The 18,280-nt window shown below is 70.1% G+C and carries 22 protein-coding genes and 1 pseudogene; 17 read left to right on the top strand and 6 right to left on the bottom strand.

From position 1 onward, the window contains the following. The 12 genes and pseudogenes from AC07EJ_RS38350 to AC07EJ_RS38295 all read left to right on the top strand — a co-directional run. Positions 1 to 79 (top strand): annotated as a pseudogene (locus AC07EJ_RS38350) (DUF1772 domain-containing protein); the annotation flags it as partial. Positions 80 to 311: 232 nt separating this feature from the next. Further along, positions 312 to 737 carry a DUF4267 domain-containing protein gene (locus tag AC07EJ_RS38345; protein WP_478885985.1) on the top strand — a complete coding sequence of 142 codons (426 nt, stop codon included), beginning with the start codon at positions 312 to 314 and terminating at the stop codon, positions 735 to 737. A gap of 363 nt (positions 738 to 1,100) precedes the next feature. Further along, positions 1,101 to 1,856, top strand: coding sequence for a metallophosphoesterase family protein (locus tag AC07EJ_RS38340; protein ID WP_478885984.1), 756 nt, complete (start codon positions 1,101 to 1,103; stop codon positions 1,854 to 1,856). Positions 1,857 to 1,944: 88 nt separating this feature from the next. Beyond that, positions 1,945 to 2,322 carry a TetR family transcriptional regulator gene (locus tag AC07EJ_RS38335; RefSeq protein ID WP_389480096.1) on the top strand — a complete coding sequence of 126 codons (378 nt, stop codon included), beginning with the start codon at positions 1,945 to 1,947 and terminating at the stop codon, positions 2,320 to 2,322. A 219-nt stretch (positions 2,323 to 2,541) separates the two neighbouring features. Further along, positions 2,542 to 2,958 carry a cupredoxin domain-containing protein gene (locus tag AC07EJ_RS38330; RefSeq protein WP_478885983.1) on the top strand — a complete coding sequence of 139 codons (417 nt, stop codon included), beginning with the start codon at positions 2,542 to 2,544 and terminating at the stop codon, positions 2,956 to 2,958. Positions 2,959 to 3,001: 43 nt separating this feature from the next. Further along, the gene (locus tag AC07EJ_RS38325; protein ID WP_389480102.1) at positions 3,002 to 3,469 is read left to right on the top strand and encodes a hypothetical protein; all 468 of its coding nucleotides are present in this window, start codon (positions 3,002 to 3,004) and stop codon (positions 3,467 to 3,469) included. Between the two features lie 287 nt (positions 3,470 to 3,756). Further along, on the top strand, positions 3,757 to 3,960 hold the full coding sequence (locus AC07EJ_RS38320) for a cold-shock protein (protein WP_100591190.1): 204 nt from the start codon (positions 3,757 to 3,759) through the stop codon (positions 3,958 to 3,960). Positions 3,961 to 4,165: 205 nt separating this feature from the next. Then, positions 4,166 to 5,632: a DEAD/DEAH box helicase gene (locus tag AC07EJ_RS38315; RefSeq protein WP_389480104.1), complete on the top strand. Its 1,467-nt coding sequence runs from the start codon at positions 4,166 to 4,168 to the stop codon at positions 5,630 to 5,632. A 213-nt stretch (positions 5,633 to 5,845) separates the two neighbouring features. Next, positions 5,846 to 6,040 carry a CBS domain-containing protein gene (locus tag AC07EJ_RS38310; RefSeq protein ID WP_389480107.1) on the top strand — a complete coding sequence of 65 codons (195 nt, stop codon included), beginning with the start codon at positions 5,846 to 5,848 and terminating at the stop codon, positions 6,038 to 6,040. Between the two features lie 7 nt (positions 6,041 to 6,047). Next, the gene (locus AC07EJ_RS38305) at positions 6,048 to 6,359 is read left to right on the top strand and encodes an SCO5918 family protein (RefSeq protein WP_389480108.1); all 312 of its coding nucleotides are present in this window, start codon (positions 6,048 to 6,050) and stop codon (positions 6,357 to 6,359) included. Positions 6,360 to 6,547: 188 nt separating this feature from the next. Continuing rightward, positions 6,548 to 6,886, top strand: a complete 339-nt coding sequence (locus tag AC07EJ_RS38300) for a helix-turn-helix domain-containing protein (RefSeq protein ID WP_478885982.1) — start codon at positions 6,548 to 6,550, stop codon at positions 6,884 to 6,886. 284 nt (positions 6,887 to 7,170) lie between these two features. Next, positions 7,171 to 7,449, top strand: a complete 279-nt coding sequence (locus AC07EJ_RS38295; RefSeq protein ID WP_389480113.1) for a hypothetical protein — start codon at positions 7,171 to 7,173, stop codon at positions 7,447 to 7,449. A 25-nt stretch (positions 7,450 to 7,474) separates the two neighbouring features. Here AC07EJ_RS38295 and AC07EJ_RS38290 read toward each other — a convergent pair whose 3' ends face one another. Further along, positions 7,475 to 8,458: a helix-turn-helix transcriptional regulator gene (locus AC07EJ_RS38290; protein ID WP_389480116.1), complete on the bottom strand. Its 984-nt coding sequence runs from the start codon at positions 8,456 to 8,458 to the stop codon at positions 7,475 to 7,477. Positions 8,459 to 8,627: 169 nt separating this feature from the next. Here AC07EJ_RS38290 and AC07EJ_RS38285 point away from each other — a divergent pair, with 169 nt between their 5' ends. Both AC07EJ_RS38285 and AC07EJ_RS38280 read left to right on the top strand, forming a co-directional pair. After that, complete coding sequence (locus tag AC07EJ_RS38285) at positions 8,628 to 9,197, top strand: hypothetical protein (RefSeq protein WP_393583119.1); 570 nt, start codon at positions 8,628 to 8,630, stop codon at positions 9,195 to 9,197. A 4-nt stretch (positions 9,198 to 9,201) separates the two neighbouring features. Further along, complete coding sequence (locus AC07EJ_RS38280; RefSeq protein WP_389480122.1) at positions 9,202 to 9,807, top strand: response regulator transcription factor; 606 nt, start codon at positions 9,202 to 9,204, stop codon at positions 9,805 to 9,807. Positions 9,808 to 9,959: 152 nt separating this feature from the next. On the opposite strand, the gene AC07EJ_RS38275 is transcribed toward AC07EJ_RS38280, so the two are convergent. Genes AC07EJ_RS38275 through AC07EJ_RS38260 form a run of 4 tightly spaced genes read right to left on the bottom strand, consistent with a single transcriptional unit; the run spans position 9,960 to position 15,159 of the window. Beyond that, complete coding sequence (locus AC07EJ_RS38275; RefSeq protein ID WP_393583118.1) at positions 9,960 to 11,075, bottom strand: 3-dehydroquinate synthase II family protein; 1,116 nt, start codon at positions 11,073 to 11,075, stop codon at positions 9,960 to 9,962. Then, positions 11,047 to 11,982: a 2-amino-3,7-dideoxy-D-threo-hept-6-ulosonate synthase gene (locus tag AC07EJ_RS38270; RefSeq protein WP_389480127.1), complete on the bottom strand. Its 936-nt coding sequence runs from the start codon at positions 11,980 to 11,982 to the stop codon at positions 11,047 to 11,049. The genes AC07EJ_RS38275 and AC07EJ_RS38270 overlap by 29 nt, the downstream gene beginning before the upstream one ends. Continuing rightward, positions 11,979 to 13,658 (bottom strand): class I adenylate-forming enzyme family protein, encoded by a 1,680-nt coding sequence (locus tag AC07EJ_RS38265; RefSeq protein ID WP_393583116.1) that lies wholly within the window; start codon positions 13,656 to 13,658, stop codon positions 11,979 to 11,981. Before AC07EJ_RS38265 ends, AC07EJ_RS38270 begins: the two co-directional genes overlap by 4 nt. A 43-nt stretch (positions 13,659 to 13,701) precedes the next feature. Continuing rightward, positions 13,702 to 15,159, bottom strand: a complete 1,458-nt coding sequence (locus AC07EJ_RS38260; protein ID WP_389480132.1) for a multicopper oxidase family protein — start codon at positions 15,157 to 15,159, stop codon at positions 13,702 to 13,704. A 277-nt stretch (positions 15,160 to 15,436) separates the two neighbouring features. Between AC07EJ_RS38260 and AC07EJ_RS38255 the strand changes: the two genes are divergently transcribed. The 3 genes from AC07EJ_RS38255 (at position 15,437) to AC07EJ_RS38245 (ending at position 17,541) form a co-directional block, all read left to right on the top strand. Continuing rightward, the gene (locus tag AC07EJ_RS38255) at positions 15,437 to 16,993 is read left to right on the top strand and encodes a SagB/ThcOx family dehydrogenase (protein ID WP_478885981.1); all 1,557 of its coding nucleotides are present in this window, start codon (positions 15,437 to 15,439) and stop codon (positions 16,991 to 16,993) included. A gap of 126 nt (positions 16,994 to 17,119) precedes the next feature. After that, a complete protein-coding gene (locus AC07EJ_RS38250; protein WP_100591202.1) occupies positions 17,120 to 17,296 on the top strand; it encodes a thiazolylpeptide-type bacteriocin in 177 nt (58 codons plus the stop codon). A gap of 68 nt (positions 17,297 to 17,364) precedes the next feature. Continuing rightward, the gene (locus tag AC07EJ_RS38245; RefSeq protein WP_100591202.1) at positions 17,365 to 17,541 is read left to right on the top strand and encodes a thiazolylpeptide-type bacteriocin; all 177 of its coding nucleotides are present in this window, start codon (positions 17,365 to 17,367) and stop codon (positions 17,539 to 17,541) included. Positions 17,542 to 17,645: 104 nt separating this feature from the next. Here AC07EJ_RS38245 and AC07EJ_RS38240 read toward each other — a convergent pair whose 3' ends face one another. Beyond that, complete coding sequence (locus AC07EJ_RS38240) at positions 17,646 to 18,200, bottom strand: DUF7010 family protein (protein WP_389480138.1); 555 nt, start codon at positions 18,198 to 18,200, stop codon at positions 17,646 to 17,648. Positions 18,201 to 18,280 lie beyond the last annotated feature (80 nt).

The raw sequence follows: 18,280 nt of genomic DNA, 5'->3' as shown, positions 1-18,280 counted from the left end.
CCGCTGGGACCGCTTCCACTACGTCCGCGTCGCCGTCATCATCGCCGCCTTCACCCTGCTCGTCGCCGCCCTCGCCTGACCCCGCGAGCCGGCCCCGAGCCGGTGGTGCACGATCCCCGCTCCCCGGGCGGCAGCGGGCCACCGAACTCCCGACATCCGGGAATGCAGCTGCCGCTCAGGTCCCACAGCGGCGATCCCGACAAGCTACGCCCCTCGATCAGCCGCGTCCGCGCGGCTTGATCAGGCCCCCACGCGACTCAGAAAGCTCCACGAAGTTCATCAGGCCGACGAAGACTGCAAGGAGAAGAACAATGTTGCTGAAGAAGGTCAACACCGTCCTGGCCGCCGCCTTCATCCTCTTCATCCTCTGGTTCGGGACGGAGTTCATCCTGAGCCCGGAGACGACGGCGCCGGGCTTCGGCCTGCCGAGCTGGCCGTCCGGCGACGGCGACGGCTTCCTGGTCATCAAGGGAATCCGCGACGTCGTCCTGGCCCTGGTCCTGGGTATCCTGCTCGTGACGGGCCACCGCCGGGCGCTGGGCTGGGCGCTGCTGGTGGAGGCCCTCGCCGCGTACGGCGACATGACCACCGTGCTGGCCCACCACGGCTCCGTGGCCACCGCGCTCGGCGTCCACTGCCTGACCGCGACACTGATGGTGGTCAACGGCCTGCTGATAATGCGCGAGACCCGCAAGGTCGCGGCCGCTCCGGCGACGCCCGCCCTGCAGCCCGCCTGACGCCACCTTTGCCCTGGCAAGATCCAAGACGGCGGCCCCGAGTGTGACCGAGTTCTTCAGTCGGCCCCTGAGTGTGCTTGTTGGCCCGGCTGAGCGTTCCTGTTGGCCATTGGCCTGCGTGCCCCGGCCAGGGACACGCCGGGGCACCGCTACCCTGCGGTGGTTTTGGGTAGCGGTGCCCTCGTGGCTGTTATGAGAGTCCTTCGAGGGCGAAATCGGTGCCGGCGTAGGTCGTGCCGCCGACGCCGCCGACGGAGGACATCTGCACGATGTGCCCGGAGTGCTGTGTGCGCAGGACGGGCAGCAACTCGCGCCGGGCGAAAGATCACACCACTCGGCTGCCTTCGCCCCACAGTGGTGACCGTGTTGAACCGCGTAGCCGTCCTGTCCGACATTCACGGAGTCCTGCCGGCCCTGGAGGCAGTACTCGCCGAACCAGACGTCAGCACCGCCGATCGCATCGTGCTGACCGGCGACATCACCGCCGGCCCGCAACCGGCCCAGGTTCTCGACCTGCTGACCGGCCTCGGTGACCGCGTCGTCTGGATCAGTGGCAACGCCGACCGCGAACTCCTCGAATACCGCCGGGGGCAACGCGAAACGATCCCCGATCCGATCGCCCCCTGGGCAGCCGAACAGCTCCGCGAGGACCATCTCGACCTTCTCAGCTCGCTTCCACGATCACTCTCCCTGTACGTGAATGGCCTGGGAAAGGTGCTGTTCTGCCATGCCACCCCTCGCGACGACGAGGAGGTCGTCCTGGTCGACTCCCGCCTCGACCGCTGGCAGGAAGTCTTCAACGGACTCGATGCCGACATTCGCACCGTGGTCTGCGGCCACACCCACATGCCGTTCGTCCGCCTCGCCCACGGCCGACTCGTGATCAACCCCGGCAGCATCGGCATGCCCTACGGACGAACCGGAGCACACTGGGCCCTCCTGGGCCCGGGCGTCGAACTCCGCACCACGCACTTCGACGTCCAAGCCGCGGCCACCCAGCTCAGCCAGGACTCGTCCTACCCCGACATCACCGAATGGGCCGACTACTTCCTGCACGCTCGCGCGACCGACGCCGACGCCCTCACAGCCTTCGCCCCACGGGACGGACGCGACCATTGAAGCGGCGTTCACCACGCTCGAGGTCGAAGGGCTCGACCGGCTGTCGCTGCGCGGGGTCGCCCGGACGCTCGGCTCCCACCTCAACTCGGTGAGCTGGTACGTCAAGACGAAGCAGACGCTCATCGAAACGATGGCCGACACCATCGTCGGCACCGTCGACGTCACCGGCCTGCCCGCCGAACCGATCGAACGGCTCCGTACCGTCGCCGGGCGCTACCGGGCCGCGCTGCTCGCCCATCGTGACGGCGGCCGCCTGGTCGCCGGTACGTTCGCCGGCGTCTACTTCGCCCTGGGCCTGACCCGGGAAGAGCAGACCCTGTCGGACAACCCGCGCGGGTTGTTCGGCGAATTAGTCGCCATCGACACCTATCCCGCGCTCGCCCAGGTCGGCGAACAACTCATGGTCGCCGACTCCTTCGACGCCCGGTTCGACTACGGCCTGGCCCGCCTGCTGGGCGTTGCCTGACAGAGAGCGCCCCACCCCCGCGAGGGTGTAGGTCCCCGGTGTCCCCGGTGTCCCCGGTGTCCCCGGTGTGTTCCGTCGTATGTAGGCCGTTCAGGCGCTGTCTCTCGTGCGACGGTCTCGGCCTGCCGACATCACTTAGCGGTGCCCGTGTTCACCGGCCGACGGGCGGATCCGGTCATGGGCCCGGCATCTGCCGTGCGCCGCACACCACTTGGAGACATGATGTCCCTGCGTCACCGCCGACCGCACGCGGCCCTGATCGCCGCCGCCCTGTGCCTGGTCACCACCCTCACCGGTTGCTCGGATTCGGGCAACGGATCCTCCTCCAGCAGTACCCCGCCCGCTTCCGCTTCCGTATCGGTGTCGTCCTCCGAGACCGGAAAGGGCGAAGTGAAGGTCACCATCAAGGGCTTCGCCTTCCACCCGGCCAAGCTGGAGGTCAGCCCCGGCACGAAGATCACCGTCACGAACGAGGACTCGGCCACGCACACGCTGACCGCCGACGACAAGTCCTTCGACACCGGCGACCTCGCGCAGGGGAAGTCGGCCACGATCACCGCGCCGTCCAAGCCGGGCTCGTACTCCTACATCTGCACCATTCACCCGAACATGAAGGGCACTCTCACGGTCCGCTGACGTCGGCGCACCCCGCACGCCCTCGTTCTCGGGAGCCCCAGCCATGCCCCACGCACCGACTGACCCGCCGAATCCCCGCGCCGCGCGCCGGCCGTGGCGCGCGGCGGCCCGCGTCCTCGCCGCCGCCGGACTCGCCGTCAACGCGTACGTGCACGCGGATCTCGCGTCACGCTACGACCCCGTCAACGCCACGATCAGCCAGGGCTCGCTCTTCAGGATCGAGACCGCCCTCGCCGCGCTCGCCGCCGTACTCGTCGTGTTCTGGCGCCGGTCCCTGGGCGACGTCTTCGCCTGGCTCACCGCGGCCGGCGGGCTCGCGGCCCTGCTGGTCTACCGCTACGTCGACGTCGGCGCACTCGGCCCGCTGCCCGACATGTACGAACCTCTCTGGTACGCGGAGAAGGGCCTCGTCGTGATCTCGCAGCTCGTGACCGTCGTGGCGATGACCTCGCTCCTGGTCAGCCGGGGTCGCGAACGGCTCCGCGCCCGGCGGTCGGTTTCCGGCCACTGAGCGAAATATCTGTTCCGGCGAGTGCAGAAATTGAGGGCGGCGGGCTGAAGTTTTTCCGGTCGGCGGGGTGTGGGGAAATTGGAGATCTGCGGGATTTCGAGGTGGCGTGCTACTGTTGGATTTAGTTGCAGTTGTGGTTCCCAAAAACTTCGAGTGCCTCCGTTGGGATATTTCGTTCCGACGGGAGCGCTTCTGTGTTTCCGGTGTCTTTCCGGGCGGGGCGATGATCGCGGCGACAGGAGTTCGCACAGTGTGGGCTCCGGGCACTGCCCCGAAGGAGATATGACATGGCTACTGGCACCGTGAAGTGGTTCAACGCGGAAAAGGGTTTCGGCTTCATCGAGCAGGACGGTGGCGGCCCCGACGTCTTCGCCCACTACTCGAACATCGCCGCCCAGGGCTTCCGTGAGCTGCAGGAAGGCCAGAAGGTGAGCTTCGACATCGGTCAGGGCCAGAAGGGCCCGACGGCCGAGAACATCGTTCCCGCCTGACGTCGTCGCTGACGCGTAGACCGTAGCTGGGGCCCGCACCTTGGGGTGCGGGCCCCAGCTCGTTGCTTTTCCGGGTGCCGTTCGGGATTTCGGCACCAAATCATTCGGCTCGTTCCTGCGATTTCCCTGTGCTGTTCGAATGTCGCGGGAATTCCTTGACGCGTGCCGTGCGTTTTCGTGCCGCGTCCAGGAAGGTTTGCTGATCATGAAACGTACGTATGGGGCCGGTCGATCCGGGCGAACGAGTCGGAGTGTGGTTTCCGGGGAGTTCGCGTTGCCGAAGAGCGTACAGCCGGGCCTCCCCGCCGTCTCTTCCTTCGGGGAACTTCCGCTGCCGGACGAGCTCCTGCGGATGCTTACCAGCCTCGGCATGAACGAGCCGTTCCCCATTCAGGCCGCCACCCTGCCCAACTCCCTCGCCGGGCGTGACGTGCTCGGGCGCGGCCGTACCGGGTCCGGCAAGACCCTCGCGTTCGGGCTCGCGCTCCTCGCCCGTACGGCCGGGCGGCGGGCCGAGCCCGGCAGGCCGCTCGCCCTGGTCCTCGTCCCCACCCGCGAACTCGCCCAGCAGGTCACCGAGGCACTCGCCCCGTACGCGCGCTCGCTGAAGCTGCGGACGGCCACCGTCGTGGGCGGCATGTCCCTCGGACGTCAGGCCGGAGCGCTGCGCGGTGGAGTCGAGATCGTCGTCGCCACCCCGGGGCGGCTCAAGGACCTCATCGACCGAGGCGACTGCCGGCTCGACGAGGTGGCCGTCACGGTGCTCGACGAGGCCGACCAGATGGCCGACATGGGCTTCATGCCCCAGGTCACGGCCCTGCTCGACCAGATGGGGCGGGAAGGGCAGCGGATGCTGTTCTCCGCCACGCTCGACCGCAACGTCGACCTCCTCGTGCGCCGCTATCTCCACGACCCCGTGGTCCACTCCGTCGATCCGTCGGCCGGCGCCGTGACGACGATGGAACACCACGTCCTGCACGTCCACCCGGTCGACAAGCACGCGGCCACCACGGAGATCGCCGCCCGCGACGGCCGGGTCATCATGTTCCTCGACACCAAGCACGCCGTGGACCGGCTGACCCGGGACCTGCTCGGCGTCGGTGTGCGCGCCGCCGCCCTGCACGGCGGCAAGTCCCAGCCGCAGCGCACCCGCACCCTCGCCCAGTTCAAGAGCGGCCACGTCACCGTCCTGGTCGCGACCAACGTCGCCGCCCGCGGCATCCACGTCGACAGCCTCGACCTCGTCGTCAACGTCGACCCGCCCGCCGACCACAAGGACTACCTGCACCGCGGCGGCCGTACCGCCCGTGCCGGCGAGTCCGGCAGCGTCGTCACCCTCGTCCTGCCCAACCAGCGCAGAGACATGAGCCGGCTGATGCGGGACGCCGGGATCACCCCGCAGATCGCCCAAGTCCGTTCGGGCGAGGCCGAGTTGAGCCGCATCACCGGCGCGCGGGCGCCGTCCGGTGTGCCGGTCGTGATCACCGCGCCGGTGGCGGAACGCCCTCGGCGCAGCGGGTCGAGCACGCGCGGCCGTCGCAGCCGTTCCGCCGAGGCCCGGCGCGCCGCCGATCCGAGGCGCACCGCCGACCAGCCGCGCACGGGGCCGGGGGCGGGGCCGGGGACGGGAGCCTCCTGGCAGTCCGCGCCCTCGGTCGCCGCAGCGTCCTGATCTGTCACGCCGCAGCCCTGCGTACCAGAGCCCTTCGCACGAGCCCTTCGTACGAGTCCTTGGTGCCAGCCCTTCGTTCCATCGCCCTTCGTCCCATCCCGCCATCCCGTAGGAGGCACTTTGACACTGGTCGAGACACATCCGCGTGAGACGGCCCGTCCCCCTTCGGGGAACGCGTCTCTGAGGCCGTCGGGACCTCACGTCTGGGCCGACATGACCGTCGAGGTCGCCCTGTCCGTCCTCGACAGCTCCCGTGACGGTCATCTCCTCCTCTGTGACGAGGACGGCCGCTGCACCGGTACGGTCAGCCGCGCCGAGCTGAGCGCCGCGCGCGACAGCGCCCGCTACACCGATCGCATCCAGCTGCGGGACATCGTCCACAGCTCCGGACCGTCCCTCTCCCTGTGAGGCCCTCATGCGCTGTGTCATCGCCAGATTCCCCTTCGAGCTGTTCAGCAGCGACGTGCTGGACGCGATGAAGGGCGTCAAACCCGAACCCGTCACCGGCGACTCCGTGCTCATCGGGCGGCGCCGCTACCCCGTCAAGCAGGTCGGGGCCGTCATCACCCGCCAGGACCGGCGCGACTTCACTTCCGGTGAGGTGGTCAGGGCGCTGACCGCGCTCGGCTTCGCCTGTACCGAGGTCTCCGCGGGCGGCTCCGCGGGGGCTGAACTCACCCCGCTCCAGGCCGCGTCGGCCCTGATGGGGTCGCCCGCCTCCGCGTAGACGCGTCACCGCCCGGCCACGGAGGCCGGGCGGTGCCGAGGGCCCCGACCTGGGTACCGGTCGGGGCCTTCGGCGTGCGCGCGGCCCGGCGGCTGCGCGACCTTGCGGACGCATGGTGTTCAATTTGCCCGGGGCACGGCCGCCGCGACGGCGTCTGGGCCCCTCCATGCGCCCCTCGACGAGGTGAAATGACAGAAGAAGGACCGCTGGGCCGTCTCGACGACGACGATTACCCCGCCTTCACGATGGGACGGGCCGCCGAGATGATCGGCACCACGCCCGCATTCCTGCGGGCGATCGGCGAAGCGCGCCTGATCACTCCGCTGCGGTCGGCCGGCGGACACCGCCGCTACTCCCGCTACCAGCTGCGAATCGCGGCACGCGCCCGCGAGCTCGTCGACCGGGGCACCCCCGTCGAGGCCGCCTGCCGCATCATCATCCTCGAGGACCAGCTCGAGGACGCCCTGCGCATCAACGCGGAGTTCCGCCGCGGGGCGGTCGAGCCGGACACCGGGGCCGAGGGCTGACCGGCCCCGCGTAAAGGCCCACCCCCCAAGGCACACTCCAAGGCCTAACCCCAAGGCCTAACCCCATGGCCCACCCCAAGGCCTCAGCCCAACGCGCCACCCGAGGACCCCGCCCCCCAGGCAACTCCCTGCCATGCAGCTTCCTGGCGTGGCCGGATGCGGACAGTGGGGGTGGCGCGGTGATTATCTCTAGGCACGCAGTCGGAACGGCCGAAACGGACCGGACCGGCGCAGGTCAACGCATCGAACGTACGCCGCACCGTACTCGCGAATGGAGACCTCCCATGTCCCGTGCCATCACCCGCTGTACCGTCCTCGCCGCCGCCGTACTCGGCGGGATCCTTATGGCCGTGCCCGCGCAGGCCCTCCCCTCCGGGGCCACCGGGCACGGAGCCGGCGCGGCGGAGGCCGTTCCCTCCTCCGCCGACGACTTCGTGTGGCCGACTCCGCCGGCCAAGCCCCTCGACTTCGTGTGGCCGACCCTGCCGCAGAACCTCCCCGGCCTGCCCGGCATACCCACCTCGCCCGACGACTTCGTCTGGCCCGTCGCCCCTCAGCGGTGAGCCCGATGCGGACGACGACGCCCCGTCAGATCCACTCCCTGCGCGTGGCCTGCACGCCGGCCTCGAAGCGGCTCGACGCACCGAGGCGCTCCATCAGCTCGGCCATGATGCGGCGCTCGGTGCGCACCCCGATACCGAGCGCACGGGCCACGGCCTCGTCGGTGAGACCCGTCGCCAGGAGCTGGAGGAGTTTGCGCTCCTGCGGGGTCAGCCCGCCGGGCAGGGCGTCGCCGGGCCGGTCGAGGGGGCAGGCGTGCTCCCAGTACGCCTCGAACAGGGCCCGCATCGCGAGGACCACCGGCTGGCTGCTGAACAGCAGCGCGGACGGCTGGGCCTGCCCCGGCAGGCCGGCCACGATCGCCGCGGTGTTGTCGACGATGAGCAGCCGCATCGGGAGCGTGGGCGAGGTCCGGATCTCGCTGTGCCGCTCCGCCATCCACTGCGCGTGCGCCTTGGTGACGCGGTCGTTGGCGACGCTGTCGAGGTAGATCGACCGGAAGCGCACCCCGCGGGCGAGCGCCCGCCCGTTGAGGGGCCGGCCGGCCTCGATGGACTCCTGGGTCAGCGCGTTGACCGGATGGAAGGCGAGGGACTCGCGCACGCAGGACTCGGCGAGCGCCTCCAGACGGATCCGGATGTCGTCGACGTTGTCGAGGTGCTCCGTGCCGTCCAGCGTGTTCGACCAGCCGGACGCCGTGTACTCGGCGGCGAGCGCGGCCAGCGCGGCACGGTTCTGCTCGATGCGCTGCTGGCGCCAGGCCAGTTCGTTCTGCTCCCGCTGGAGGAGGACCTTCAGGCCGAGCGACGGGTTCACCGCCCGCAGCCGGCCGGGGGAGTCCGTCGAAGGTGCGAGGAGGGAGAGTTCGGACAGCCTGTCCAGGGCCGCCTCCACCGCCTCCGGTGTGCAGTCCAGTAAAGCGGCGAGGCGCTTCGGATCGTGTTCCTTGTGGAACAGAATCGCGCGGTAGACGCCGAGCGTCTGCTGATCCAGTGACGTGACTTCGTCCACGTGGTGTTTCCCCCTTGAACCACGGTTGAACGTTTATTCAGCGCCAAGTAGAGGCGCCTGAACTCCACTTCATCAGGGCGCACCGCATTCCCGGCGATGCGCACGTTTCAAGCCGTACACAGATTCCGCACGTTACCTGCTCATCGTATTCCGCGAACAGGGAGTCCTCGTGTCCCACGCAGCGTCCTACGCACCCCCGCCGCTCGACGGCTGCGTCGTCCTCGTCGTCGACGCCACCACCGGCACCGGACGGGTCGTCACCGCACGGCTCTGCGCCGCCGGGGCCGCCGTCGCCGTCGTCGGGGCCGGCCATCGGGGACGCGGCGACGATGCGGCGACCAACGCCGCCTTCCTGTGCAAGGAGCTGGCCGACATCGGTCTCGTGGCGCTGCCGTATCAGGTGGACGCCGAGGACACGGAGGCGGTGCTCGCGCTGCCGGCGCAGATAGCCGCCGACATCGGTCCGCTCACGGCCGCCGTCGTGATCGTCCCGGCCAAGGAGGCCGCGTACGGGCTCGCGGACACGTTCCGTGCGGTGTCGGCCGCCGTCGTGGCGGGCCTGCCCGCGCACGCCGTGCACATCGAGATCGACCAGGAGGCCCGCGCCGAGGAACTCGCCAGGTCGGTGGTCGACCGGCTGCTCGGCCCTGCCGATTCCGAGCCCGATTCCGGTTCCGGTATCGAGTCCGGTTCCGGTTCCGAGTCCGGTTCTGAGTCCAGTACATCCATACGGGGGTAGAGAGATGTCCGTACGCGTGGTCGTAGCCGGTGATCACCAGCTGGTTCTCGAAGCGTTCGCCGAGACGCTCAACGGCACCAACGGCCTGGACGTCGTGGGGCTCGCCACGACCTACGAGGCCGTGCTGCCCGCCGTCGAGCGGCACCGCCCGACCGTGCTGCTGCTCGGGGAGCCCACGATGGGCGGCAAGGCGCTGCGGGCCGCGACCGATGTGCGCTCCCGGCATCCCAGATGCGGGGTCGCCCTCATGGTCGGCGCGGCCACACCCGCGGTGGTCGACCGGGCCGTCGCGGCCGGCGCGCTCGGCATCGTCCCCAAGAACGCGCGGATGCCGCAGCTGATCACCACCCTCATGGGTGTCGCGGGCGGCTGCCTCACCGTCGACCCGGCTCTGATGCGTCCGCCCACAGCGGGCGAATCGGCGCTCAGCGTGAGGGAGATGGACGTGCTGCGCCTCACCGCCGGCGGCGCCACGGTGAAGGAGATCGCGGGCGAGCTGTACCTCGCCGCGGGGACCGTACGGAACCTCACCTCGGCGGCCATCAAGAAGCTCGGCGGCCGCAACCGGTTCGACGCGGCCCGCATCGCGAGCGAGCACGGATGGCTGTGAGACCGGGGCGGCCCGGGGCCGCACGCCAGCCGGCCCCGGCACGGGGTGTGCCGGGGCGGGGCGTCCTGGTGCGAGGCGTACGGGTGTTGGTCACGCGCGTACGGGCGTTGCTCACACGCGTAAGGGCGTTGGCCACTTGCGTACGCGCGTTGCTACTTCTCCAGGCAGAACTCGTTGATCGGGTAGCCGACATGGCGGTCGGCCGTGGGCAGGTGGCCCAGGATCGTGTCGCCCGGCTTGAGTTCGGTGCTGTTCAGGACCGAGGCACCGGGGCCGAGGACGCGGACGTGCCAGTCGTCCTGGAGGATCAGGTTGACCGTCTGGCCGTTGGGCGCGACCGCGTCGATGGAGATCAGCGGACGCGTCTCGATCTTCACCCGGCCGACGCTGACCGGCCGCGTACGGCCCTTCACGTCGACCGCCAACACCGAGCTGCCCGCGTGCAGTTCGCTCAGGTAGTGGGTGCGCCCGTGCTGCGCCACGGTGTACGAGTGGAGCGCGCCGGCGTTGACCCGGAAGGGCCGCGTCGGCATGTACGGCAGCGGGTGGGTCTCGCTGACGCACAGCACCATGCCCTTGGAGTGCGAGCCGACGAGGATGCCCTCGTCCTTGCGGAAGTGGGTCGTCGTGTCGACGCAGGCACGCTCGCCCATCCCGATGTGCGTGGCGCCCGTGACCGTCAGCTCCACCAGCGGGATCTCCCCGCCGCGCGAGGTCGCCGCCGTGCGCAGGGCCGTGGCGTCGCCCACGGTGCGCCCGCGCATCAGGACGCCGTCCGAGCCCAGTTCGAGTACGCCGTAGACGATCTCGGCCTCCTCGTGGTTGGCCGCCGTCGTGACGATCGAACCAGGGGCGCCGGTGGCCGCCGCGATGACGATCTCCAGCGGGATCTTGGTCGGGTCGCGGAAGTCGAGGACGCTCCACGCCTCGAGGCGCGCCGCCAGGCAGGCGTCCTCCAGGGTGTCGGCGTCGACGATCTCGACGTAGCGGCCGAACTCGACGTCGGGGTGGGCCTCGACGAGCGGGGCCCGCTCGTCCTTGCCGCCGGGGACGATCACCAGGTCGGCCTCGCCGAGGTCGGCGGGGACGGAGGCGGCCCCGTCCTCGAACATGAGGATCTTGCGGACGGTCGGGGGCAGGCCGGTGAAGGCGGCCGGGTCGGCGGCGACGACGCCGTCGATCCGCTGGTGGACGGCCTCTTCGAGGATGGCGGCGGTGGCGGTGCCGGCGTCGCGGATGTCAAGCCAGCACAGTTTTGCGTCCGTCATGATGCGGACCTCCTGTCAGATCGTGGGAGAGCGGGGCGGTGGTCGGTGCGTCGAGGTGGTCCGGGGTGAGCCGGGCGTCGCTGTCCGTGTCGGCGGACGCGGTGAAGGGGCCCGGCCCGAAGTGCTGCTCGGGGAAGTGGTGGACGAGCCGGGCGACCTTGGCGGCGAGCCTCCGCGGGTCGGCGGCCTGGAAGATGTTGCGTCCCATCGCCACGCCGCCCGCGCCGCCGGCCAGGGCGTCCCGTACGTACGCGAGGACGTCCTCCTCGTCGGCGAGAGCGGGGCCGCCCGCGACGAGCACCGGCACCGGGCACGCCGCCGTCAGGTCGAGCATCTCCGCGGTGGAGCCGAGGAAGACGGTCTTGACCAGGTCGGCGCCCAGGTCGGCGGCGATCGTCACGGCGTGCGCCACGAGCTCCGGGTCCCGGGGGTCGGTGATCCGCGGGCCGCGCGGATACACCATGGCGAGCAGCGGCAGGTTCCAGCGGTCGCAGGCGTCGGCGATCCGGCCGAGGTCGCCGATCTGCTGCCGCTCGTCGTCGGAGCCGAGGTTGACGTGGACGCTGACCGCGTCCGCGCCCAGGCGCAGGGCCTCCTCGACGCCGGCGACGACGTACTTGGCGTTGGGGTCGAGCGCCTGGCTGGTGCTCGCGTTGAGGTGGATGATCAGGGACATCGCGGCGAACCGCTCCGGACTGATGTGCCGCACACTGCCCTTGTGCACGACGACGGCGTCCGAACCGCCGGCCGCGAGGCGGCCCGCGAGATGGTCGAGTGACATGCCCTTGGTGACCACGGGACCGTCACTGATCGAATGGTCGAGAGGGGTGATCATCAGGCCGGCCGTGCTGTGGCGGTAGAGCCGCCGCAGCCGCAGCGACCGGGCGAAGTGGCCGTATGCGGTCATGAGACGCCCTTTCTGGTTCGCGGGATGGCGTGATCGGGCGGAGCACCCGTGCCGCTCACGCGGACGGGGCCGTCCCGCGCGGTGGCTCCGCGCGGGGAGCTGGTGGCGGGCGCCTGCGCGGCGGCGGAGGCTTTCGGACCGGAGCGCTCGGGTGTGGACGACACCCGGCGCAGATACGCGCGGTCCGGCTTGCCCGACGGGGTCAGCGGCAGCTGCGGCCAGACGGAGATCCGGACCGGGGTGTGTTCCGGAGTCAGCGTCGCGGCCACGTATCCGCGCAGGTCGCACGAGGTGCGGGCGGCGCCCGAGTGCAGTTCGACGGCGGCGTGCACCTGCTCCACGTAGTCGTCGTCGCGCACGCCGAACACCGTGGCCTGGCGCACCTGCGGATGCTGGAGGAGCGCGCCCTCGATCGCCGCGGGGTCCAGCTTCAGACCGCCGTGCTTGATCACGTCGCCGACGCGTCCGTCGAGCCGCAGATAGCCGTACCGGTCCCAGTGCCCGAGGTCACCGGTGCGCAGCCAGCCGTCCCTGAGGGTGGCACCGGTCAGTTCCTCGTCGTCCAGGTAACCGGCCGTCACCGTAGGGGAGTTGACCCACAGCTCGCCCGTGACGCCCCGCTCGACCTGTGGTCCGCCGCCGGGCGCCCTGATCTCCAGACGCACCCACGGGAAGGGCCGGCCGACGGAGCCGAGCAGTTCCGGCTCCCGGTGGTCGAGCGGGTTGAGGCTGCTGATCCCGCCGGCCTCCGTGGTGCCGTACACCTGGATGAGGACGTCCCCGAAGAGGCGGACGGCCCGCTCCACCCGGCCCGGTGCCGCCGGAGTGCCGCTGTAGGTGATGCGGCGCAGCGAGGACAGGTCGGTCGCGTCGATGCCCGGATGGTCGAGCAGCCGGTACAGGTGGGGGACCGCCAAGTACACGTCGGTGACGTGCTGTTGGGCGAAGGCGCGCAGTACGTCGTCGGGGTCGAAGCCGTCGTGGAGCACCACCGTGCCGCCGCCCGACAGGACCGCGTCGGCCATCGGCGCCGTCGTGTGGCTGATCGGTGTGACGGACAGGAGCGTCGCGGGTCCCCGGGGATCGAGGCCATGCGCGAGGCGGTCGACGAGCTCCTCACGGGTGCCGAACTGCTGCGCGACCATCTTGGGCCGGCCCGTGCTGCCGCTGGTGAAGTCGACGACGGCGAGCGCGTCGGGCCTCGGTGGCGGCAGCCGCCCGGGATCGAGGGCCCTGGCGGGCGCCCCGCGCTGGATCGGCAGCACGGTGAGCCCCGGCAGGCGGTGCGCGAGCCAGCGCCCGCGCTCGGCGCTCTCCTCGTCCACGAGCAGGAGCAACACACCCAGATCCCGCAGCAGTTGGGTCTGCGTGCCGAGCGAGAACGTCTCCGTGTCGGTCCTCGGGTTCATCGACCGTACGTAGACGGAGGTGGCCCCCAGGAGGTGCACGGCGTACCGGGCGCTGAGCATCAGCGGATGGTTCGGCCCGGTCAGGACGGCCACGGTGTCGCCCCGGCCGACCCCGCGGTCGTACAGCAGGGCCGTGGTGCCGTGGACCGAGTCGCTCAGCTCACCGGCGGCGACGGTGCCGTCCGGCCGGTGCAGGACCGCGCGGGACGGATCCCGTTCGAGCGCGTCGAGAATACGGCGGACGTACGGGTTTGATCGTGCGGTCATGTTCCCCCCTTTCTCCAGCAATTCGTCGTACGGAATGGGCAGTTCAAGAGATCTTCATCTGCGCCATCATTCCCATGGCGCTGTGGTCGATCATGTGGCAGTGGTAGGGGTAGACACCCTTGTGCGTGTTAAAGGTGAGCTGGAGTCTGGCCGTCTGCCCCGGAAAGAGCAGCACGGTGTCCTTGAGGCCGGCCTCCGCCGGATAGACCGGCTGCCCGTCGCGTTCGAGAATGCGGAACTGCACCAGATGCGTATGGAAGTTGTGCGGAATCGTGGTGCTGGTGTTCGTGACCGTCCAGACCTCGGTGTCGCCCCATTCGATGTTCGTGTCGATGCGGCCGGCGTCGAAGGTCTTTCCGTTGATGTAGGCCTTGTCGCCGGTGCCGGGCTCGTCCATCCGCAGCTCGAAGCTGCGCTCGACGGTCGGCTTCGGCAGCGCGGGCAAGGTGGTGAGGACGTCGGGTACCCGGCTGGTGTCGGGCGTCTTCTCGCCGACGTCGAACCGCATGATCTGGCCGACGAGTTCGGTCGGTCCCGGGCCCAGCATGTTCTGGAGCGTGAGCTGGGTGCCGGGCGCGTACTTGGAGAAGTCGACGACGAAGTCGGCGCGTTCACCGGGGGACAGGACGAGGACCGGGGTGGCGGCGGGTGCCGGGAGCAGGCCGCCGTCCGAGCCGATCTGGGTGACCTGGCTGCCGTCGTTCAGGCAGAGGATGAAGATGCGCAGGTTGCATGAATTGAGCATCCGGAAGCGGTACTTGCGCGCCTCGACCTTCATGTACGGCCACGGGGCGCCGTTGACCAGGATGGTCGTCCGGTTCTCCGCGTCGTCCATCGTGTAGACCATCTGGCCGGCCGCGTCGAACTGCGCGTCACGCAGGATCAGCGGTACCTCGTAGCGGCCGGACGGCAGGCCGAGCGCGTCCTCCGCCTTGTCGCCGAGCAGATAGAGACCGGAAAGGCCCCGGTAGACGTGCTCGGACTCCATGTGGTGGGCGTGGTCGTGCGTCCACAGCGTGGCGCCGACCTGGTCGTTGGCGTACACGTACGTCCTGGAGCGGCCCGGCGCGATCGTGTCCATCATGCCGCCGTCGTGCTCCACGGGGTTGCTGCCGCCGTGCAGATGGACGGAGGTCGGCATGTCCAGGGCGTTGATCTGTCGGACCACCGCGGTGCGCCCCTTGCGGGCCCGGATGGTGGGGCCGGGGAACGTGCCGTTGTAGGTCAGGACGTCCGTGCGGGTGCCGGGCAGGATCTGGTGGCTGGTGCGGCTCATGGTGACCGCGTAGTAGTCGGTGGTGCTCGTTCTCCGGTACGGGGCGAGGACCTCGGGCACGGGGAGCGGGACCGCGAACGGCGTGACGGCCGGGGCGCCGGCCGCCGTTGCCGCGTTCGCGGATCCGCCCGACGTCAGCGTCTGGAAGAGCCCTCCCGCGGCGCCCACCGCGCCGACGGCACCGGTGGTGAGACCGAGGCGTATTGCATGACGACGTGTAAGCACGGCGGGGATTCCTTAACTGAGGTCGCTCGGCCTAACTTGCCCGGCCGGATGGTGAATTCGTCTTCCGAGCATGCGGACCAGGGCGCGGAATTCCGAGAGTTCGACGCGTCGCGGTGACGGGTGTCATGGCCGCCGATGGTGTACGTCACCGATTTCACGGGAGACAGGGGGAGCGCTTCCCGTTCGGCGTGACAGTGATTTCCGGAGTACGCCCTCAACAGCCGCCTCAACAGCACGCGGCCCTGGGCAAGTCGCCTCAAGGGAACCGGAGATCAGCATGCCGACCGAGAAGACGGCGGAATCACCGCCGCGCACCGCACCCGCGTTCCGCGCCGACGTCCGGGTCCTCTTCGACGGGGAGTCGGCGACCCTCGCGGGCCCCGCCACCTCGCTCACGCTGCGACCGGTGCGCGGCGGCATCCGCACCGCGCTCGGCCGGCTCGCCGAAGGGCCGCGCCCCATGGGCGAGTTGCTGGACGGGCTGCGGGCCGCCGAGGCCGTCCAGGTGGAACGTCTCCTCGACCGCGCGGGCCATCTCGTCGCGCGCAGCGTCCTCACCCGGGGCGGACCCGCCGACCGCAGGGAGCTCCTGCGCATCGAGCCCACTGCGCGCGACGCCGAGCACCGGATCGCCGTGGTGGCGCCGGGGACGACCGTGCGCCTCTCCCGGTTCGCGTTCTGCCGTACCCGCGAGGGCGTACTGGTCCTGGAGTCGCCGCTCGTGAAGTTCCGCGCGGTGCTCGTGGACCGCGCGGCCCGCGAACTGGTGGCCGCCCTGGGCGAACCCGTCGCGGCGGGTGCGCTCGGCACCGGCCTGAGCGAGGACGAAGTCCTCGACGCGCTCGCGCACCTCGTGGGCGCCGGATTCGTCGAACTCGCCGACCAGGAAGGTGCGTTCGCCTCCGACACGGATCCGAGGCTGCGGCAGTGGGACTTCCACGACCTGCTGTTCCACTCCCGCATCCGCTCCGGGCGCTACGACGACGTGTTCGGCGCCGTATACCCGTACCGCGGCGAGATCGACCCCCAGCCCGCCGTGAAGCCCGCCCCGGACGGACCGGCCGTGGACCTGTACCGGCCCACGCGCGAGGAGATCGCCGCGCGTGACCCCTCGCTCACCACGGCCCTGGAGACGCGCCGCTCCATCCGCTCCTACGGAGAAGGGGAGTTGACGGCCGAGCAGCTCGGCGAGTTCCTCTACCGGGTCGCCCGTGTGCGCGCCCACTACACCCCCGAGGACGGCAGCGGCCGTGACGAGGTCGTCTCCCGTCCCTATCCCAGCGGCGGCCAGGGCTACGAACTCGAGCTGTACGTGACCGTGCGGCGCTGCGCGGGGCTCGACGCCGGCATCTACTACTACGACCCCGTGGCGCACCGCCTCGTCCTCGTCAACGACGCGGAGACGGACCGGGAGTCCCTCCTCCATGTGGCATCACGCGCCACCGGGATGGAGGCGCGTCCCGACGTGCTCATCACCGTCACGGCGCGCTTCCAGCGCATGGCGTGGAAGTACCGCGCCATCGCCTACGCGACGACGCTGCGGCACACCGGTGTGCTCTACCAGACCATGTACCTGGTGGCGACGGCCCTCGGCCTCGCCCCGTGCGGCCTGGGCAACGGCGACGCCGACATGTCGGCCCGTGTCCTCGGCCTCGACTACCTGAAGGAGTCGTCCGTCGGCGACTTCCTGCTGGGCAGCCGCAGCCCCGACGACTCCGTGGCCGGCGATCCCGAGGCGGGCTGGGCCATGCTCAACAACCCGGAATGGTCGCTGCCGGTCAATTCCCCCGTGATAAATGTCAGCGAGGGGACGCAAAGGCTGGCCACCGAATGACCGGCCGAGCATTATTAATTCCGCAGCCACCGGTTGCGGAAAGAAAAAAGACCCCCCGGAAATCTCCGGGAAGGTCGCTCCGGGGAATCCCCGGGAACTCGTGAACTCACGAAAGGAATTCACCACATGAGCATCAACGACATCAAGAACGGTGACGACGCGGAGAAGGCGTTCGACAGCTTCGACGTCGACGAGCTGGAGACCCTTGAGGTCGCGCAGGGTGTCGCGCTCCCCGAGATGGGCGCCTCCAGCGGTTCGATCGGCACCTCGTCGTCCTCGTCCAGCACCTGCTCCGCCTGCTGACTTCCCCTCACCCACCGCTCGTCCACCCCGCGAAGCCACTTCGCGGAACACCGGAAGGAATTCACCACATGAGCATCAACGACATCAAGAACGGTGACGACGCGGAGAAGGCGTTCGACAGCTTCGACGTCGACGAGCTGGAGACCCTTGAGGTCGCGCAGGGTGTCGCGCTCCCCGAGATGGGCGCCTCCAGCGGTTCGATCGGCACCTCGTCGTCCTCGTCCAGCACCTGCTCCGCCTGCTGATCCACCGTTCCAAAGGATGCGCCCATCCAGCCGGGAGCTGGATGGGTACATCCTTGTGTGGGGCCCTTTCGCGGGGCCCCTTCCTGGTTCGGGCGCGTCCCGCCTCAGCCCCGCACGGCGACGTGGAACGACGAGGCCCACAGCACCAGCGCGGCGCCCAGGCCGACCACCACACGCACGGTCTCCATGGTCGTGCCGGCCGCCGCGACCACCAGACCCGCCACCGCGACCGCCGTCAGCAGGACGGCCGTCCACTTGTACTGCCACTGGTCGAAGAGGCGGGCGAGCGGGAAGAAGTGCAGGCCCACGACCAGGCAGATGCCGGGCGGGATCAGCTCGGGGTGGCCGCTCGCGTTCGACGCGGCGATCACCACGAAGATCGCCACCAGCTCGGCCATGTTCACCATGCCGACCCCGCGGTTCCACTTCTCCGGGAGCCGCACCATGCGTGAGGCCGGACCGGCCCCGCCGCGGAACGCCAGGACCACCGCCACGACGGTCACCACGGCGGCGAGCACACCGACCGTCACCGAAACCCCCACGGCGCTTATGCCGGAGCCGCCCGCAAAAGCCCACACCAGGGCAAAAACCGCGAGGACGATCGCCCCGCGGCGGCGCAGATTCTGCGTGAGTGCCAGGCACTCCGTGTCCGTAGTCATGGCCGGAGAGTACAGCGATCTTCGCGCGCGCCTGCCGGTTTTCGGCCAACCCGTCCATGACGCGGCAGTCGCCGGTGTCA

The organism is Streptomyces sp. NPDC045026, assembly GCF_056432625.1.
The sequence above is the reverse complement of the archived record's forward strand: the minus strand, read 5'-3'. Positions and strand labels throughout refer to the sequence as shown.

Coding starts and splice junctions, on each gene's coding strand:
- AC07EJ_RS38275 (WP_393583118.1), bottom strand. CDS start 11,075: ATGACGGACGCAAAACTGTGCTGGCTTGACATCCGCGACGCCGGCACC.
- AC07EJ_RS38300 (WP_478885982.1), top strand. CDS start 6,548: ATGACAGAAGAAGGACCGCTGGGCCGTCTCGACGACGACGATTACCCC.
- AC07EJ_RS38265 (WP_393583116.1), bottom strand. CDS start 13,658: ATGACCGCACGATCAAACCCGTACGTCCGCCGTATTCTCGACGCGCTC.
- AC07EJ_RS38320 (WP_100591190.1), top strand. CDS start 3,757: ATGGCTACTGGCACCGTGAAGTGGTTCAACGCGGAAAAGGGTTTCGGC.
- AC07EJ_RS38295 (WP_389480113.1), top strand. CDS start 7,171: ATGTCCCGTGCCATCACCCGCTGTACCGTCCTCGCCGCCGCCGTACTC.
- AC07EJ_RS38305 (WP_389480108.1), top strand. CDS start 6,048: ATGCGCTGTGTCATCGCCAGATTCCCCTTCGAGCTGTTCAGCAGCGAC.
- AC07EJ_RS38330 (WP_478885983.1), top strand. CDS start 2,542: ATGATGTCCCTGCGTCACCGCCGACCGCACGCGGCCCTGATCGCCGCC.
- AC07EJ_RS38270 (WP_389480127.1), bottom strand. CDS start 11,982: ATGACCGCATACGGCCACTTCGCCCGGTCGCTGCGGCTGCGGCGGCTC.
- AC07EJ_RS38245 (WP_100591202.1), top strand. CDS start 17,365: ATGAGCATCAACGACATCAAGAACGGTGACGACGCGGAGAAGGCGTTC.
- AC07EJ_RS38240 (WP_389480138.1), bottom strand. CDS start 18,200: ATGACTACGGACACGGAGTGCCTGGCACTCACGCAGAATCTGCGCCGC.
- AC07EJ_RS38255 (WP_478885981.1), top strand. CDS start 15,437: ATGCCGACCGAGAAGACGGCGGAATCACCGCCGCGCACCGCACCCGCG.
- AC07EJ_RS38280 (WP_389480122.1), top strand. CDS start 9,202: ATGTCCGTACGCGTGGTCGTAGCCGGTGATCACCAGCTGGTTCTCGAA.
- AC07EJ_RS38325 (WP_389480102.1), top strand. CDS start 3,002: ATGCCCCACGCACCGACTGACCCGCCGAATCCCCGCGCCGCGCGCCGG.
- AC07EJ_RS38345 (WP_478885985.1), top strand. CDS start 312: ATGTTGCTGAAGAAGGTCAACACCGTCCTGGCCGCCGCCTTCATCCTC.
- AC07EJ_RS38310 (WP_389480107.1), top strand. CDS start 5,846: ATGACCGTCGAGGTCGCCCTGTCCGTCCTCGACAGCTCCCGTGACGGT.
- AC07EJ_RS38315 (WP_389480104.1), top strand. CDS start 4,166: ATGAAACGTACGTATGGGGCCGGTCGATCCGGGCGAACGAGTCGGAGT.
- AC07EJ_RS38250 (WP_100591202.1), top strand. CDS start 17,120: ATGAGCATCAACGACATCAAGAACGGTGACGACGCGGAGAAGGCGTTC.